Below are 17317 nucleotides of genomic sequence, written 5' to 3'. Positions count from 1 at the left end.
AAGTCTCGGGGTCTCGCTATACGGGCGGAATCCGGACGGCCGGTGTCACCCGACCGCCCGAACGCGTCCCTAGGCCGATCGGTCGAGCGCGCGCAGCGAGCGGTCCGTGATCGAACGCGCGCCCCGGCCGATGGCGATCGTGCCGGACTGGACGAGCTCCTTGATGCCGAACGGCTCCAGCATCTTCAGCATCGCCTCCAGCTTGTCGCTGGAGCCGGTGGCCTCGATCGTCACGGCCTCCGGGGAGACGTCGACGGTCTTGGCGCGGAAGAGCTGGACGATCTCGACGATCTGCGAGCGGGTCTCGTTGTCGGCGCGCACCTTCACCAGGACGAGTTCACGGTGCACGGCCGACGCCGGCTCCAACTCGACGATCTTCAGCACCTCGACGAGCTTGTTGAGCTGCTTGGTGACCTGCTCCAGCGGCAGGGCGTCGACACTCACCACGATCGTGATGCGGGAGATGTCGGGGTGCTCGGTGACACCGACGGCGAGCGAGTCGATGTTGAAGCCGCGGCGGGAGAAGAGCGCGGCGATCCGGGCCAGGATGCCGGGCTTGTTCTCCACCAGGACGGAGAGCGTGTGCTTGGACATGGTCTTTTACGTCTCTCTCGCTCAGTCGTCTTCGTTGTCGCCGAAGTCGGGGCGGACGTCCCGGGCGGCCATGATCTCGTCGTTGGAGGTGCCGGCGGCGACCATCGGCCACACCATCGCGTCCTCGTGGACGATGAAGTCGATGACGACCGGGCGGTCGTTGATGGAGTTCGCCTCTTCGATGACCTTGTCGAGCTCGGCCGGGTCCTCGCAGCGGATCGCGTAGCAGCCCATGGCCTCCGACAGCTTCACGAAGTCGGGGACGCGGGTGCCGGCGCTCGGCTGCTTGCCCGCGGCGGAGCCGCTGTCGGACACAGTCGCCTCCGGGCCGCTGTGCAGCACGGTGTTGGAGTAGCGCTGGTTGTAGAAGAGGGTCTGCCACTGGCGGACCATCCCGAGGGCGCCGTTGTTGATGATGGCGACCTTGATCGGGATGTTGTTCAGGGCGCAGGTGGTGAGCTCCTGATTGGTCATCTGGAAGCAGCCGTCGCCGTCGATCGCCCAGACGGTCTTGGCCGGTGCTCCGGCCTTGGCGCCCATGGCGGCCGGGACCGCGTAGCCCATCGTCCCGGCGCCGCCGGAGTTCAGCCAGGTGGCGGGCTTGTCGTACTGGATGAAGTGCGCGGCCCACATCTGGTGCTGGCCGACGCCCGCCGCGAAGACCGTGCCCTCGGGGGCGAGTTGGCCGATCCGCTCGATGACCTGCTGCGGCGAAAGGGATCCGTCCTCAGGCTGGTCGTAGCCCAGAGGATAGTTCTCCCGCCAGCGGCTCAGGTCCTTCCACCAGGCGCTGTAGTCGCCCTGGTTACCCTCGGCGTGCTCCTTCTGGACGGCCTGGACGAGGTCGGCGATGACCTCGCGGGCGTCCCCGACGATCGGCACGTCGGCGGCGCGGTTCTTGCCGATCTCGGCCGGGTCGATGTCGGCGTGGACGATCTTGGCGTACGGGGCGAAGCTGTCCAGCTTGCCGGTGACGCGGTCGTCGAAGCGGGCTCCGAGGGCGACGATCAGGTCGGCCTTCTGCAGCGCGGTGACGGCGGTGACCGCACCGTGCATGCCCGGCATTCCCACGTGCAGCGGGTGGCTGTCGGGGAATGCGCCGAGCGCCATCAGGGTGGTGGTGACGGGCGCTCCGGTGAGTTCGGCGAGGACCTTCAGCTCGGCGGTGGCGCCGGCCTTGATGACACCGCCGCCGACGTACAGGACCGGCCGCTTGGCGGCGGTGATCAGCTTGGCGGCCTCGCGGATCTGCTTGGCGTGCGGCTTGGTCACGGGCCGGTAGCCGGGCAGGTCCATCACGGGCGGCCAGGAGAACGTCGTCTTCGCCTGGAGGGCGTCCTTGGCGATGTCGACGAGGACCGGGCCGGGGCGGCCGGTGGAGGCGATGTGGAACGCCTGCGCGATCACCCGCGGGATGTCCTCCGCCTTGGTGACCAGGAAGTTGTGCTTGGTGACCGGCATCGTGATGCCCACGATGTCCGCCTCCTGGAAGGCGTCCGTGCCGATCGCCTTGGACGCGACCTGCCCGGTGATCGCCACGAGCGGCACCGAGTCCATGTGGGCGTCGGCGATCGGCGTCACCAGGTTGGTGGCGCCGGGGCCGGAGGTGGCCATGCAGACACCGACCTTGCCGGTGGCCTGCGCGTAGCCGGTGGCCGCGTGGCCGGCGCCCTGCTCGTGCCGGACCAGGACGTGGCGCACCCGGGTGGAGTCCATCAGCGGGTCGTACGCCGGGAGGATCGCACCACCGGGAATGCCGAATACCGTGTCGGCGCCGACCTCCTCGAGCGAACGGATGAGGGACTGCGCACCCGTGACGTGCTCGGGGGCGGACTGCTGTCCTCCGGATCGGGGCCGCGGCTGCGGATTATGGGCCCCGGTGGCCTGCTCGGTCATCGGCATTCTCTTCTCGATGCTGAGGGTTTTTGCGAGGTTTGAGCGGAGTTTCGATGCTGCACGACAGGTGCCTGTGCAACAAAAAACCCCTCGTGCCGTAAGGCAAGCGAGGGGAGCGCGCCGGGTGTGGACGCTGGGAGTCCGGGTTCCGGACGTCACCAGCCTCAGCCGACGCGCTTTCCAAGTACGAGAATTCGGGTGCGCATGGCACTGACCCTCCCCCCGGCGCACACCCACTGTCAAGTGGGTGGGACGGGAGTCTCATTATGTGAGCGAAGGGCACTGCCGCCTCCGAGAACAGCGGGCACACCACTGGTGTACACCCCCGCGCCTCCTCCTGCGAAGGCCGGCTCGGCCGGGCCGTGCGGAACCGGATAGTGGCCGGAACTGAGCGCCCGGCGCAGCCGGTACTCGTCCAGCGGCCCGGAGAAGGCCATGCCCTGCCCATGGGTGCACCCCATGGCCCGCAGGGCGACGACCTGCTCCGGCAGATCCACGCCGTCGGCAACGGACTGCAGTCCGAGGTCGGCGGCGATCCGCAGCAGCCCACCGGTGATCTTGTGCAGCCGCGCGGACTCCACGACGCCCTCGACCAGACCGCGGTCCAGCTTGAGGATGTCCACGGGGAGCCTGCGCAGCGCGGTGATCGCCGCGTAGCCGGTGCCGAAGCCGTCCAGGGCGATCCGGACGCCGAGTCTGCGCAGACCACTCAGCCGGCGCTCCAGATCGTCCAGCGAGATACGCGGGTCGAGGTCCGACAGCTCGATGACCAGCGACCCGGACGGCAGCCCGTGCCGGGTCAGCAGCGCCTCGATCGAGCCGAGCGGCATCGACCGGTCCAGCAGCCGGCGGGCGCTCATCCGTACGGCGATGGGCACGGCGAGCCCGGTCGCGGTGCGTTCGGCGGCCTGCTCGACGGCCTCCTCCAGCATCCAGCGGCCCAGCTCGGCGGTCTTGTCGCTGTCCTCGGCCACCCGCAGGAACTCGGCGGGCGTGAACAGCACCCCTTGCGAGGACCGCCAGCGCGCCTGGGCGGCGACCGACGTGATCCGGCCGTCCTCCAGAGCCACCACCGGCTGGTGCAGCAGCGCGAACTCTCCGTCGTGCAGCGCGGCCCGCAGACGCGTGGCGAGCTCCGCCTTGCGTACGACGTCCTGCTGCATCTGCGGCCTGTACAGCTCGACGCGGCCCTTGCCGCCCGCCTTGGCGCGGTACATCGCGAGGTCGGCGTTGCGCAGCAGCTCCCCCGCGCCGAGGCCCGGCTCGGCGAAGGCGACGCCGATGGAGGCGTTGACCCGGACATCGTTGCCGTCGATGAGGTACGGCTGGGACAGCGTCATCCTGAGGCGGTCGGCGAGCTCCAGGATGTGTCGTTCGCGGGCGGTGCGGTCACGGGTGTTGTCCCCGGCGATCAGGGCCGCGAACTCGTCGCCGCCCAGCCGGGAGGCGGTGTCCCCGCCCCGGACCGCGTCCTGGAGTCTGCGGGCGGCCTGGACGAGCAGTTCGTCGCCGGCCTGGTGCCCGATCGTGTCGTTGACTCCCTTGAAGCCGTCGAGGTCGATGAACAGGACGGCCGTGTTGCGCAGGGCCAACCCCCGGTCGGAGGCGCGGCGGCCGGACAGGGCCTGCTGGACGCGCTGGGTGAACAGCGCGCGGTTGGGCAGGTCGGTGAGCGGGTCGTGCTCGGCGTTGTGCTGGAGCTGCGCCTGCAGGCGCACTCTTTCGGTCACGTCCCGGCTGTTGAAGATGAGGCCGCCGTGGTGCCGGTTGACGGTCGACTCCACGTTGAGCCAGCCGTCCTCCCCGGACCGGAAACGGCACTCGATGCGCGTAGTGGGTTCCTCAAGTGGGCTGGCGGCGAGGAAGCGGCGCACTTCGTGCACCACGCAGCCCAGGTCCTCCGGGTGGATGAGATTGGCCAGTTCCGTACCCACCAGGTCCTCGGCGGAACGGCCGTAGACCCCGGCGGCGGCCGGGGAGACGTACCGGAGGATGCCGTTGGGCGCGGCGATCATGATGACGTCGCTGGAGCCCTGCACCAGGGAGCGGAAGTGGTTCTCCTTCTGCGCCAGTTCCTGGGTGAGGGTGATGTTGTCGAGCAGCATGATGCCCTGGCGCACCACGAGCGCCAGCACGACGGTGCCCCCGGTGATGAGGACCACGCGGTCGACGCTGCGGCCGTTGAGGACGTTGTAGAGGATGCCCAGGGTGCAGACGGCGGCGGCGAGGTAGGGCGTGAGCGCGGCCAGGGAACCGGCGATCGGGCGGTTGGCCGGGTACCGGGCGTGATCACCCCCCGGCGCGGGCGTGTGGTGGTGGCCGGTGCCGCGCTGTCCGGGCACGTGCTCGTGCACCACGCGCGTGTGGCCGGCCCTGTCGTGCCGGTCGGGGTCCTCCTGCCCGCGCCTCGGCGCGGCCCAGGGGGCGTACGCCAGGAGCAGCGAGCCGGCGAACCAGCCCGCGTCGAGCAGCTGGCCGGAGCGGTAGCTGTTGTGCAGCAGCGGCGAGGTGAACAGGGCGTCGCACATCACGGTGAGCGCGAGCGCGCCGATCGCGGTGTTGACCGCGGTGCGGTTGGCGGAGGAGCGCCGGAAGTGCAGTGCGAGCACCATGCTGACCAGGGCGATGTCGAGCAGCGGATAGGCGAGCGAGAGCGCGGTGTGGGCCACGCTCTCCCCGCCGCTCGAGTCGATCTTGGCCGCCTGGGCGAGCGCGAGGCTCCAGGCCAGCGTGAGCAGCGAGCCGCCGATCAGCCAGGCGTCGAGCCCCAGGCAGACCCAGCCGGCCTTGCTCACCGGGCGCTTGGCGAGCACCAGGAGACCCACGATGGCGGGCGGCGCGAAGCAGAGGAAGAACCCGTCGGCATACGAGGGGCTGGGCACGGGCCGCTCCAGGACGACCTCGTACCACCCCCAGACCAGGTTGCCGAGCGCCGCCATGGCCGAGGAGAGCGCGAACAGCAGCCAGGCGGGACGAAAGCGGATGCGGCGGCTACGGGCGTAGCGGAAGCAGGACACGGCGGCGGCGCCGGCCGCGGCGGCCAGCCCGAAGTCGCCCATGATCAGCGCTACTTGGACCGAACCCCAGCCGAGCGCGGAACCGACGGCGTATCCCGCGCACACCAGAGCCAGTACGAGTTGCGGAAACAGTCCCGAGCCGTTGCCGCCGGACAGGGGGCGACGCAGGGTCGCCGCAGACGGAGGCTGTGACCGCAGCGCTCCGTCGAGCGTGGTCGTGGAGGGCGGTGGCGAGCTCACCGGACCCTCCCGGTCCGCGCCGCCCGCGGGTCCCGAGGGTCCCGGCGCACTGGGTGCGCATGCCGCCTGCGGCTGCTGTGCCTGCGGTGGTGATGGCTGTGACGGCAGCCGTGAGTGCCGTGCTGGCCGCGTCTGCGCGCGGCCGCTCGCCAGGGTCGCCGCCGACGGCCCCGTCGCGTCGGATCGCTCGTCCATAGGCCGTGCATCGCCCGTCGCCCCCCTCACAAATCTGAAATGTCCATCCCCGGCGCCGAACGGTGCGCGGCGCAGCCCCTGTCGGGGACGATACACCAGTCTCGTCACTCAGGGACATAGCACCTCTACGCTCCGTGACGACCAGCGCATATGCGAGTACGGACCGCTTCCGTGGGGTCGCGGACGGTACTCGAAGCGGACTACGGGCCAGTCGTGCACGGCACGCGCGGCACCCGCGCGATGGCTCAGCCCGTGAGCGTCACGCGCGCGTCGCGCCCGTCGTAAGGATCACGTTGCGCAACGGCTCCCGGTTCACGTAACGACGCAACTGGTCCACGAGCAACCGCTTGGCGCGCGGCAGGAACGCGGACGTCGGACCGCCCACATGCGGGCTGATCAGCACGCCCGGCGCCCGCCACAGCGGGTGCTCCCGGGGCAGCGGTTCGGGGTCGGTGACGTCCAGGGCGGCGGTGATGCGCCCGGTCTCCAGCTCGGCCAGCAGCGCCTTGGTGTCCACCACGGCTCCGCGGGCGACGTTGACCAGCAGCGCGCCGTCCTTCATGCGGGCGAGGAAGTCGGCGTCGACGAGGTGGCGAGTGGCCTCCGTCAGGGGCGTGGACACGATCACGACGTCCGCTTCCGGGAGCATCGTGGGCAGTTCGGTGAGCGGATGCACTTTTCCGCGCGCCGTGGTGCGCTCAGAGCGCGCGACGCGCGCCACCCGCGCGAGTTCAAACGGTGCGAGCCGGTCCTCGATGGCGGCACCGATCGAGCCGTATCCCACGATGAGGACGTTCTTGTCGGCCAGCGCGGGTCGGAACCCGCCGAGCCACTCCCCCCTGTCCTGGGCGCGTACGAAGTCGGGTACGCCGCGCAGCGAGGCGAGGATCAGGGTGAGCGTGAGCTCGCCGGTGCTCGCCTCGTGCACCCCGCGCGCGTTGCACAGGAGCACGCCGGGCCGCAGATGCCTCATCCCCGGCTCGACGTGATCGGTGCCGGCGGACAGCGTCTGCACCACCTCCACGTTGCCCATCTCCGGCAGGGGACGCTGCCCCAGGCCGGGCGGCTTCATGTACGGGACGACGTAGAAGGCGCACTGGGCCGGGTCGGCGGGGAAGTCCTCGGCGCCGTTCCAGTAGCGGTAGTTGAGGCCCTCCGGCAGGCCCTCGATGTCGTCCGGCGGAATGGGCAGCCACACGTCAGGAGTCATGGTCAGGAGGCTATGTCAGGCGAACTGGAGTGCAGAGGTTAGGTTGGGGTGCCGGAAGAGGGAGGGTTACGGCCAGGTGGAGCGCAGGACGATCGGCGCGGCGGCACTCGCGGTGGGAGCCGTCGGGCTCGGGTGCATGCCGATGAGCTGGGCGTACAGCTCGTCGCGGCAGCGGGGCGAGGAGTCGGTCAGGGCGGTGCACCGGGCGCTCGATCTGGGCTCGACGCTGCTGGACACGGCCGACATGTACGGCCCCTTCACCAACGAGCTGCTGGTGGGGCGGGTGTTGAAGGAGCGCCGCCAGGACGCGTTCGTCTCGACCAAGGTCGGCCTGCTGGTGGGCGAGCAGCACATCGTGGCCAACGGCCGCCCCGGCTATGTGAAGCGGGCCTGCGACGCCTCGCTGCGCCGCCTCCAGACGGACGTCATCGACCTCTACCAGCTGCACCGCGCCGACCCCGAGGTCCCCGTCGAGGAGACGTGGGGCGCGATGGCGGAGCTCGTCCGGGCCGGAAAGGTACGGGCGTTGGGGCTGTGCGCGATGGGCGCGCGGGGTGGCCGGCGCTTCGGGACGCGGCTGCACGACGCGACGATCCGGCAGTTGCAGCGGGTGCAGCAGGTCTTCCCGGTGAGCGCGGTGCAGGCCGAGCTGTCGGTGTGGTCGCCCGAGGCGCTGGAGACGCTGCTGCCGTGGTGCGAGGCGCGCGGCATCGGGTTCCTCGCGGCGATGCCGCTGGGCAACGGCTTCCTCACCGGCACGCTGACCCCCGGCCAGGGGTTCGAACCGGACGACGTGCGCGCCCGGCACCCCCGCTTCACCGCGGAGATGATGGCGGCGAACCAGCCGATCGTCGCGGGGCTGCGCCGGGTCGCGGCCCGCCACGGGCACGACGTCACGTCGGCGCAGGTGGCGCTGGCGTGGGTGCTGGCGCAGGGGCGGCACGTGGTGGCGGTCCCCGGCACCAAGCGGGAACGCTGGGTCGCGCAGAACGCGGGTGCCGAGGGGTTGCGGCTGACCGCGGAGGACCTCGCCGAGGTGGCGGGGCTGCCGGGGCCGCAGGGATCCTGGGACTGAGACCACCGGTATTCCGGGCGTCGGCGGACACCGCCGACCCGGGGCCCGGCGGCGCTGCTCAGGATTCATGGATCGGGAACCTCTGAGCCGCGAGCGGTGTAAGAAAAGTAGAACCCGCCGCTTCGAAGGGACCGTGATCGTGCAACGTCGAGCTGTGTCGGCCGTTTTGGCCGCGGCCGCACTCCTGCTGACGGCCGGCTGTTCCTCCGACGACGGGGGCTCGCCGGGCGAGGGCGGGAACAACAAGGCGCCGAGCACCACCGCGCCCTCCCCCACCCAGCGGACCGCCGAGACGCCACCGGCGAAGGGCACGGTCAAGGTGGTGCGCACGGTCGCGGAGGGCCTGAGCACCCCCTGGGGCGTGGCCCCGCTCCCCGGCGGCGGCCTGCTGGTCTCCTCCCGCGACGACGCCACGATCACCCGGATCGACGGGGAGAGCGGCAGGAAGACCGTGCTGGGCGAGGTGCCGGGGGTGTCACCGGCGGGCGAGGGCGGTCTGATGGGCCTGGCGCTCTCCCCGGACTACGCCTCCGACCACATGGTCTACGCGTACTTCACCTCGGCCTCGGACAACCGCATCGTCCGCATGCTCTACGACGAGCAGAAGCCGTCCGGCGAGCAGCTCGGCGCGCCCGACACGATCTTCAAGGGCATCCCCAAGGGCTTCATCCACAACGGCGGCAGGATCGCCTTCGGCCCGGACAAGATGCTCTACGCGGGTACCGGGGAGAGCGGGGACACGGGCCTGTCGCAGAACATGGACTCCCTGGGCGGCAAGACCCTCCGCCTGACCCCGGAGGGGGAGCCGGCCCCGGGCAACCCCTTCCCGGACTCCCCCGTGTACTCGTACGGCCACCGCAATGTGCAGGGTCTGGCCTGGGACGCGAATCAGCGTCTGTTCGCCGCCGAGTTCGGCCAGGACACCTGGGACGAGCTGAACGCGATCAAGCCGGGCGCCAACTACGGCTGGCCGGAGGTCGAGGGCAAGTCGGACGACAGCGCGTATCAGAATCCCCTGGCCCAGTGGGGCACCGACGACGCCTCCCCCAGCGGCATCGCCTTCGCCGAGGGCTCCGTCTGGATGGCCGGTCTGAAGGGCCAGCGCCTGTGGCGCATCCCGCTGAACGGCACAGAGGCCTCGGCGGACCCGCAGGCCTTCCTGGAGGGTGAGTACGGCCGGCTGCGGACCGTGGTGTCGGCGGGCGGCGACAAGTTGTGGCTGGTGACCAGCAATACGGACGGGCGGGGTGACCCCAAGGACGGGGACGACCGGATTCTGGAGCTGCAGGTGACCTGAGCGGCTCCTACCCGTCGCTGGCTTCGCCGCCGCGCCTGTCGTCCGGCGCCTCGGGTGGCCGGACGACGACCTTCCCGGACGCGAGGTCTATCGGTCCGCGCCCGGGGTCGTTGTCCCCGACGTCCACGCGGGCCAGTTCCAGGCGGTTCTGTTCGTCGCGGGTGTGCTTGCGGCCCGGGGCGAAGAGCTCCTCGAACGTGTTGAACACGGGACCTCCCTGAACAGACGTCTTCTACAGCGTAAGCCTCAGCCCTTCGTCCCCGAGGCGAGTGTTTCGGCCGGAAAAAGCCCCGTCCGATGCGCCACCGCCGCCGCCTCGCCCCTCCCCGAGACACCGAGCTTCCCGAGGATGTTCGAGACATGGACGCTGGCGGTCTTCGGGGAGATGAAGAGTTCCTCGGCGATCTGGCGGTTGGTGCGGCCGGCGGAGACCAGGCGCAGGACGTCCCGTTCGCGGGTGGTGAGACCGAAGGAGCCGGCCGGGTCGGGCGGGGGCGGGGCCGTCGTGAGGCTGAGGCGGGCGCGCTGGGCCAGGTGCGTGGTGGCGTCGAGGAGGGGGCGGGCGCGGAGGTGGGCGGCGGTGGCGTGGGTGAGGCGCAGCAGTTCCGTGGCGCGGGCGCGTTCGTCGTCGCCGCCGAGGGCGAGCAGGGCCTCGGCGAGTCGGTGGCGGACCTGCGCGAGGTCGTAGGGGCGCTCCAGCGTCTCGAAGGCGGTGACCACGTCCGACCAGGTGTCGGGGGCGACCCGGCCCGCGGCGCGGTCGAGTTCGGCTCGGGTCCACTGCTCGTAGGCCAGCCACAGCGGCGCGCCGGTGGTGAGCGTGCGGACGGCCTCGAAGAGCCGTTCCAGGAAGGCGGCGCGGCCCGTCTGTGCGATGGGCAGCGCCTGGGCGCGGGCGTCGGACTCGGCGACGGCGGCGGCCAGGAGCAGGGGCCAGGCATAGCGCTGGGTGCCGGTCGGGAAGCCGGCGTCGAGGGCTCGGTCGGCCTCCGCGCGGACGTCGAGGAGGCGGCCCTCGGCGGCGGCGATGCCCAGGGCCAGGAAGGACATCGGCAGGTCGTTCTGCGGCATGGGGTCGTGGGTGCCGTAGGAGGCGCGGGCGGCGGCGAGGTGGTGGGACGCCTCGTCGATCTCGCCGCGCACGAGGGCGAGGTGGGCGAGGCGGTTGGAGCCGCCGCCGCGCGGCTTGGCCGACTGCCCGGTGCGCTGGGCGTTCACCGCGGCCTCGACGGCCTCGTCCCAGCGGCCCAGGGAGATCAGCGACTCGGCGAGGTTCGCCCACATCCATGCCTCGGAGTCACGCAGGCCCCACTCCTGAGTGAGGCCCAGCCCCTCGCGCAGGATGCGGACGGCGTCCTGCGAGCGGCCGACGCCTTCGAGCACGGAGGGCAGGTTGACATGGCTGCGGCCCACGACGGCGGTGAGGCCCCGGGCGAGGACCTCGTCCTTGACCTCGTACATCTGGGCCAGTCCGGTCTCGATGTCGCCGGCGTCGACCATGAGGACGCCGAGCGTGAGACACGCGTTGAGCTCGATGTCCTCGGCGCCCACCATGCGCGCGTACTCGACGGCCCGTTCGGCGGCGGACATGGCGTCGGGGCCGGGGGCGCGCAGCATGGACCAATTGGCCGCGGCGGCCAGCACCTCGGCGTGGACCTCGGACGGCGGCAGGCCGCGCACCAGTTCCTGCGCGGTGCCCAGTTCCTTCCAGCCGTCGCCGCGGGCCTGCGCCTGGACCAGCCGGGAGCGCTGGACCCAGAACCAGGCGGCGCGCAGCGGGTCACCGCCGTCCTCCAGCTGGTGCAGGGCCCGCTTGGTGATCTTCAGGGCGCGTTCGCGCTCCCCGCAGAGCCGTCCGGCGACGGCGGCCTCGGCCATCAGGTCGAGGTAGCGCAGGGGTGTGGTGGCGGGGTCGCAGCCGCAGGGAGGGTAGACCTCGGCGTAGTCGACGGGGCGCAGGGTGGCGCGGATGTCCTCGGGGGTGGCCTCCCACAGTTCCATCGCGCGTTCCAGCAGCCGCAGTCGCTCGGCGTGGGCGTGCCGGCGGCGAGCGGTGACGGAGGCGTCCAGGACGGCGGGCAGGGCCTTGGCGGGGTCGTGGGCGTGGTACCAGTAGCTGGCCAGCCGCATGACGCGCTCGCCGGCCGGGACGAGCGTCGGGTCGGCCTCCAGGGCTTCGGCGTAGTGGCGGTTGAGGCGGGAGCGTTCACCGGGCAGCAGGTCGTCGCCGACGGCCTCGCGGACCAGGGAGTGCCGGAAGCGGTAGCCGTCGCCGCCGGGCGCGGCGAGGAGGATGTTGGCGCCCACGGCGGCCCGCAGTGCCTCGATGAGGTCGTCCTCGGCGAGCCGTGCGACGGCGGCGAGCAGCCGGTACTCCACGGTCGAACCGCCCTCGGCGACGATCCGGGCGACCCGCTGGGCGCTCTCGGGCAGGCTCTCCACCCGGACCAGGAGCAGATCGCGCAGGGAGTCGGTGAGGCCGGTGCGGCTGCCCTCGTGGGCGGCGACGGCGAGTTCCTCGACGAAGAAGGCGTTGCCGTCGGAGCGTTCGAAGATCGCGTCGACCTGGGCGGGGTCGGGTTCGTGGGCGAGGATCCCGGCGATCTGGCGGCCGACCTCGGCGCGGTTGAACCGGCCGACCTCGATGCGGCGGACCGTGCGCAGCCGGTCGAGTTCGGCGAGGAGGGGGCGCAGCGGGTGGCGGCGGTGGATGTCGTCGGAGCGGTAGGTGGCGAGGAGGACGAGGCGGCCGGTGCGCAGGGTGCGGAAGAGGTAGGCGAGCAGATGGCGGGTGGAGGCGTCGGCCCAGTGCAGGTCCTCCAGGGCGACGACGACCGTACGGCCGGCCGCGACGCGTTCCAGGAGGCGGGCGGTGAGCTCGAAGAGGCGGGCCATGCCCTCCTCGTCGGAGCGGTCCGCTCCGCGGGCGGGCGCCGCTTCGCCCAACTCGGGCAGCAGCCGGGCCAGCTCCTCCTCCTGGCCGGCGGCCGCGGCGGCGAGTTCCCCGGGCAGTTCACGGCGCAGGGCGCGCAGCGCGGTGGAGAACGGGGCGAAGGGCAGCCCGTCGGCGCCGATCTCGACGCAGCCGCCGAGCACGACGACAGCGCCTTGGCGGGCGGCGGCTCCGGCGAACTCCTCGACGAGCCGGGTCTTGCCCACCCCCGCCTCGCCGCCGATCACCAACGCCTGCGGCTCGCCCGCGGATGCGCGGGCGAGCGCGTCGTTCAGCGTCTCCAACTCGGCTGTGCGGCCGACGAACACGGGACTGACGGACCTGCTCTCCACGGGCCTGAGCATGTCACGCGCCGCGGACGGCAGGGCAGCGGTTTTCGCCGCGCCGGGTGCCAGGGCCGCCGGGAGCCGACGGCCGGCGATCATCACGCGGCACGTGGGTGCCGGTGCCTGCGGAGGCGGGAGGTATGCGTCTCCGGCTCCGCGGCGCCTTCGCCGGCGTGCTTCGCGGCACGGCGGACGCGGAGCGCCTCGCGGACCAGACGGTCGTGCTCGGCCTGGCGGATCAGTTCGGCGGTGCGGAGGTTGTGGAGCTCGAACTCGAACATGACGGTTCCTCGTTTTCCCTGGTGAGAGGCGGTTTCAGCGTCGCTTTCCGCGATGCCTCCACCTTCCTCTCCCAGGGCGCTCCGCCACATCGGGAGAGTTCCGCATCTTCGGCCCGGTGCCGGGCCTTAGACGCGCCGAAGGGGCCTCAGTGCGCCGTCTAAGGTGCTTACGGCGGCTCTGAGGCCCCTTGGGAACTGCGGTGACTCAGCCCGCCGAGGGCAGGCCGAGCAGTGCGTCGGTGTACTTGAGCACGGCCAGCAGCAGGCCGATGACGCCGAGCGCGACGCCGCCCCAGGCGACCGACTTGATCCACGCGGTCTGCGGCCTGCCGGGCGTGCCGAACGCGGGACGGGCCAGCACGACGACGCCGACGATCAGCGCGGCCAGCGCGAACACGCCGGCCCACAGCGCGGAGGTCTGCCAGGCATCGCCGTAGACCTCCTTGATCTGCGTGGCGACGCCCGCGTTGGAAGCGGTCTCCAGCTGGCCGATGAGCGTCTCGCGCGCGGCGGCGACCGTGCCGATCCAGCCGCCGGTCAGCGAGACGAGGCCGAGCGCGGCGGAGACGACGGCTCCCGCGCCCTGGCCGACGTCGGAGGGTCCCGCTTCCGTTGCCTCGGCGGTCACCTCATCCTCGTGCTCGCCCCCGTCGGCGTCCGCGGCCTCGGCCTCGGTCGCCTTGGTGACGTCCACGTTCTCGTCGTCGGTCTTGGCCTCGGTCACGGTCTCGTCCACTGTCTTCGTTCCCATGTCTCGCACCGTACGGACGCTTCCTGAGAGGTGTCTTAATGATCGTTGTGTGCGGCACGCGCGCGTACTTCACGCCACTCCGGGGCGAGGATCGACCACACCTCCAGGTCATGCCGCACCCCACGATAGGGGTGGGCCTGCCGGCGTACGCCGTCGCGGGTCATGCCGAGGCGCCGGGCGACGTTCAGGCTGGGCGTGTTGCCGGAGGCGGCGACCCATTCGACGCGGTGGATGCCGCGTTCCTCGACGGCCCAGTCGATGAGCACCCGCATCGCCCGGGTGATGAGCCCGCGTCCGGTCGCGGCGGGCTCCAGCCAGCACCCGACCTCGCAGTTGCCTGCCGCGGCGTCGAAGTTCAGCGTGAGGACGCCGCCGACGAGTTTCCCGTCCAGCCAAATGCCGTGGTACGCGGCCGTGTCCGCCGCGCGCATGTCGGCGTACCGCTGGAGCGTCTCCCGCGCGGACGCCAGGTCGGTGGCGTTCGAGCCGAACGGGATGTACTGCCCGATGAACTCCCGGCCCCGCTCCAGGTTCGCGAGGAACTCCTCGGCGTGCCACGGCTCCAGGGGCCTCAGCTCGGCTCCGTCGTCACCCAGCGGTATCGCGTACATCGCCCCGTTGCTCCTTCTCCAGTTCCGCCACGACGTCGGTGAGCCTCTCATGCGCGGCCCTGGTCTCGGGCGGCTCGATGCTGATGCGGGGCATGCGCCGGTCGAGCCAGCGCGGCAGCCACCAGTTGGCGCCGCCGAGCATGTGCATGAGGGCGGGGACGAGGAGCGTACGCAGGACGAAGGCGTCCAGGGCGACGGCGGCGGCCAGGGCGATGCCGAACATGGCGATCACGCGGTCGCCGCTGAGGACGAAGGCGAGGAAGACGGAGATCATGATGACCGCGGCGGAGTTGATCACCCGGCTGGTCTCGGCGAGGCCGATCCGTACGGCCCGCCGGTTGTCGCCGGTCTCCAGCCACTCCTCGTACATCCGGCTGACCAGGAAGACCTGGTAGTCCATGGAGAGCCCGAACAGCACCGACACCATGATCACGGGGAGGAAGGGCTCGATCGGCCCGGCGCGGCCGAGCCCCAGCAGCTCGCTCCCCCAGCCCCACTGGAAGATCGCGACGACCACACCGAAGGCGGCGGCGACGGCGGCCACGTTCATCACGGCGGCCTTCAGGGGGATGCCGACCGACCGGAAGGCGAGCAGGAGCAGCAGGCAGCCCAGGCCGATGACGACCCCGACGAACAGCGGCAGCTTGCCGACGATGACGTCGGCGAAGTCGTCGTAGCCGGCCGTCATGCCGCCGACCTGCACATCGAGCGAGGTGCCGGTCTCGGCGCGGGGCAGCACCTCGGAGCGCAGCCGGTCCACGAGGTCGCTGGTCTGCCGCGACTGCGGGGAGGACTCCGGTACGACGGTGAGGTACGCGGTGTCGCCGCCGGCGTTGTACGTCACCGGGGTCACCGCCGCGACGCCCTCGGTGCCCCGCAGGGTGGCGTCGAGGTTGTCCAGGGCGAGCTTGTCGTCACCGCCGTCGACCTCGGTGACCAGGGTGAGCGGGCCGTTCACGCCGGGTCCGAAGCCGTCGGCGAGGAGGTCGTAGGCCTGGCGGGTGGTGGAGGTCTCGGGGTCGTTGCCCTGGTCGGAGGTGCCCAGGCGCAGGCCGAGGGTGGGCAGCGCGAGGACCGTGATGACGGCCAGGGCGATGGCGCCGAGCGCCTTGGGGTGGCGCTCCACGAACGCGGACCAGCGGGCGGCGAACCCGGTCGGCACTTCGGGCTCGGGCCCGTGCTCGGCCAGGCGACGCCGCTCGCGCCGGCTGAGGGCGCGCATGCCGATGAAGGACAGCAGGGCCGGCAGCAGGGTCACGGAGGCGGCGACGGTGAGGACCACGGTCAGCGAGGCGGCTATCGCGACGCCGTTGAGGAAGCTGAGCCGCAGGATCAGCATGCCGAGCAGGGCTATGCACACGGTCGCGCCCGCGAACACGACCGCCCGTCCGGTGGTCGCGACGGCGTTGCTGATCGACTCGGTGACGGGCAGCCCGCGTTTCAGCCCGCGCCGGTGCCGGGTGACGATGAACAGGGCATAGTCGATGCCGACGCCGAGTCCGATCAGCATGCCGAGCATGGGCGCGAAGTCCGCCACGGTCATCGCGTGCCCGAGGAGCGCTATCCCGGCGTACGCGGTGCCGACGCTGACCAGGGCGGTGGCGATGGGCAGCAGCGAGGCGGCGAGCGAGCCGAAGGCGAGGAACAGCACAACGGCGGCGACGGCCACTCCGACGACCTCGGCGACATGCCCGCCGGAGGACTCGGTGAGGGCGACGGCGCTGCCGCCCAGCTCCACCTGGAGCCCGTCCGCCTCGGCGTCCTTGGCCGTGTCCACGACGGCCCGCGCCTCGCCGCGGTCGAGGTTCTCGGCGCTGTCGTCGAAGGCGACGGTGGCGTACGCCGTCTTCCCGTCCTCGCTGACCTGGGCGGCGCCCTGCTTGTCGTACGGGCTGCCGACGGCAGCGACGCCGGGCAGTTCGGCGATCTCGTCCAGGGTGCGCGTCATGGTCTGTTCGACGTCGGCGGCCCGGACGGTGCCGGACGCGGTGTGCCAGACAACGGTGTCGCTGTCGCCGCCGAGGCCGGGGAAGCCGTCCTCCAGGAGCTGGGTGGCGCGGCCCGACTCGGTGCCGGGGACCTGGTAGTCGTTCGAGTACGCGGAGCCCGTCACCGCGGCGGCCGCGGTGACCCCGCCGAAGGCGAGCAACCAGAGCAGTACGGCGACGAGGCGACGTTGAACACACCAGCGTGCAAGAGCTGCCACGAACGTGCTCCCGGGGCGATTTGTGGATCTTTGGCCGGGATCAGTCGTTCATGAAGTGAACAGCCCGCAAAGAACGCATGAGCGATGTGAAGCAAACTCTCGCAGGCGCTGGAGATCGTTTGCCCCGTTCGTGGGTTTATTCACAGGAGTGGGAGGCAGATCACAGGACAGTAACGGTCACTCTGTCGTTCCCGCGTGACGTCATTCACATCAGTCGAACTGATCTCCCAGCGCCATCACCATCACGCCGGTGACCAGAAGCCAGAGCGCCCGGCGGGTGCGCCCCCGCGAGCCGAGGAACGCGGCCAGCGCGCAGACGGCGGCGCCGACGGCGTAGGCGGCCGGGACGAGGGCCGGGGCGGAGCCGTTCGCCCGCCCCACCGCCGCGGCCAGCCCGGCGAGGGCGAGGAGCACCCCGGTCACGACCGCCGTCCAGCGGGCCCGGCGCGCCACCTGCGCCGGATCCCCGGCGTCTTCGAGGTCTTCGTCGCGCTCGTCGTCGAAGTCTTCGTCGAGTACGCCTTCGGGCGCCTCGGACCGTTCCTCCCCCGTGTCGGCTATCTCGGAATCACCGCGTCCACTCATGGCGGGCGAGCGTAGCGCGTCGCGCGGGGAAACCAGATGCCGGACCGCCTGGCGGACTGCTAGCTTCCGAGGTTCGACCG

At 71.5% G+C, this 17317-nt stretch carries 13 protein-coding genes; 2 read left to right on the top strand and 11 right to left on the bottom strand.

Going from position 1 to position 17317, the window contains the following annotated elements; translation table 11 throughout:
* Positions 1-69: 69 nt before the first annotated feature.
* The 4 genes from ilvN to ACIRD7_RS19315 form a co-directional block, all read right to left on the bottom strand.
* Positions 70-594 (bottom strand): acetolactate synthase small subunit, encoded by a 525-nt coding sequence (gene ilvN / locus ACIRD7_RS19330; protein ID WP_403454558.1) that lies wholly within the window; start codon positions 592-594, stop codon positions 70-72.
* 21 nt (positions 595-615) lie between these two features.
* Positions 616-2496, bottom strand: a complete 1881-nt coding sequence (locus tag ACIRD7_RS19325) for an acetolactate synthase large subunit (RefSeq protein WP_403454556.1) — start codon at positions 2494-2496, stop codon at positions 616-618.
* A gap of 233 nt (positions 2497-2729) precedes the next feature.
* Positions 2730-5747 (bottom strand): putative bifunctional diguanylate cyclase/phosphodiesterase, encoded by a 3018-nt coding sequence (locus ACIRD7_RS19320; RefSeq protein WP_403454553.1) that lies wholly within the window; start codon positions 5745-5747, stop codon positions 2730-2732.
* 454 nt (positions 5748-6201) lie between these two features.
* On the bottom strand, positions 6202-7152 hold the full coding sequence (locus tag ACIRD7_RS19315) for a 2-hydroxyacid dehydrogenase (protein ID WP_403454550.1): 951 nt from the start codon (positions 7150-7152) through the stop codon (positions 6202-6204).
* Positions 7153-7228: 76 nt separating this feature from the next.
* On the opposite strand from ACIRD7_RS19315, the gene ACIRD7_RS19310 reads away from it, so the two are divergent.
* Entirely contained in the window at positions 7229-8227 is a 999-nt protein-coding gene (locus tag ACIRD7_RS19310; protein WP_403454547.1) for an aldo/keto reductase, read from the top strand.
* A gap of 154 nt (positions 8228-8381) precedes the next feature.
* A complete protein-coding gene (locus ACIRD7_RS19305) occupies positions 8382-9524 on the top strand; it encodes a PQQ-dependent sugar dehydrogenase (RefSeq protein ID WP_403454545.1) in 1143 nt (380 codons plus the stop codon).
* 7 nt (positions 9525-9531) lie between these two features.
* Here the strand turns inward: ACIRD7_RS19305 and ACIRD7_RS19300 are convergent, their stop codons facing one another.
* From ACIRD7_RS19300 to ACIRD7_RS19270, 7 genes are all read right to left on the bottom strand, one after another.
* The gene (locus ACIRD7_RS19300) at positions 9532-9732 is read right to left on the bottom strand and encodes a DUF6191 domain-containing protein (protein ID WP_403454543.1); all 201 of its coding nucleotides are present in this window, start codon (positions 9730-9732) and stop codon (positions 9532-9534) included.
* A 38-nt stretch (positions 9733-9770) separates the two neighbouring features.
* Positions 9771-12821, bottom strand: coding sequence for an AAA family ATPase (locus ACIRD7_RS19295; RefSeq protein ID WP_403455101.1), 3051 nt, complete (start codon positions 12819-12821; stop codon positions 9771-9773).
* A gap of 80 nt (positions 12822-12901) precedes the next feature.
* Complete coding sequence (locus ACIRD7_RS19290; protein ID WP_403454541.1) at positions 12902-13084, bottom strand: hypothetical protein; 183 nt, start codon at positions 13082-13084, stop codon at positions 12902-12904.
* Between the two features lie 205 nt (positions 13085-13289).
* Positions 13290-13835 (bottom strand): hypothetical protein, encoded by a 546-nt coding sequence (locus ACIRD7_RS19285; protein ID WP_403454538.1) that lies wholly within the window; start codon positions 13833-13835, stop codon positions 13290-13292.
* 35 nt (positions 13836-13870) lie between these two features.
* A complete protein-coding gene (locus ACIRD7_RS19280; RefSeq protein ID WP_403454536.1) occupies positions 13871-14446 on the bottom strand; it encodes a GNAT family N-acetyltransferase in 576 nt (191 codons plus the stop codon).
* The gene (locus tag ACIRD7_RS19275) at positions 14424-16652 is read right to left on the bottom strand and encodes an MMPL family transporter (RefSeq protein WP_403454534.1); all 2229 of its coding nucleotides are present in this window, start codon (positions 16650-16652) and stop codon (positions 14424-14426) included. Before ACIRD7_RS19275 ends, ACIRD7_RS19280 begins: the two co-directional genes overlap by 23 nt.
* A 210-nt stretch (positions 16653-16862) precedes the next feature.
* The gene (locus ACIRD7_RS19270) at positions 16863-17237 is read right to left on the bottom strand and encodes a hypothetical protein (protein WP_403454532.1); all 375 of its coding nucleotides are present in this window, start codon (positions 17235-17237) and stop codon (positions 16863-16865) included.
* Between the last annotated feature and the right edge of the window lie 80 nt (positions 17238-17317).

The sequence above is a fragment of the Streptomyces sp. NPDC093568 genome (assembly GCF_044764945.1).
Taxonomy (GTDB): Bacteria; Actinomycetota; Actinomycetes; order Streptomycetales; family Streptomycetaceae; genus Streptomyces.
The sequence above is the reverse complement of the archived record's forward strand: the minus strand, read 5'-3'. Positions and strand labels throughout refer to the sequence as shown.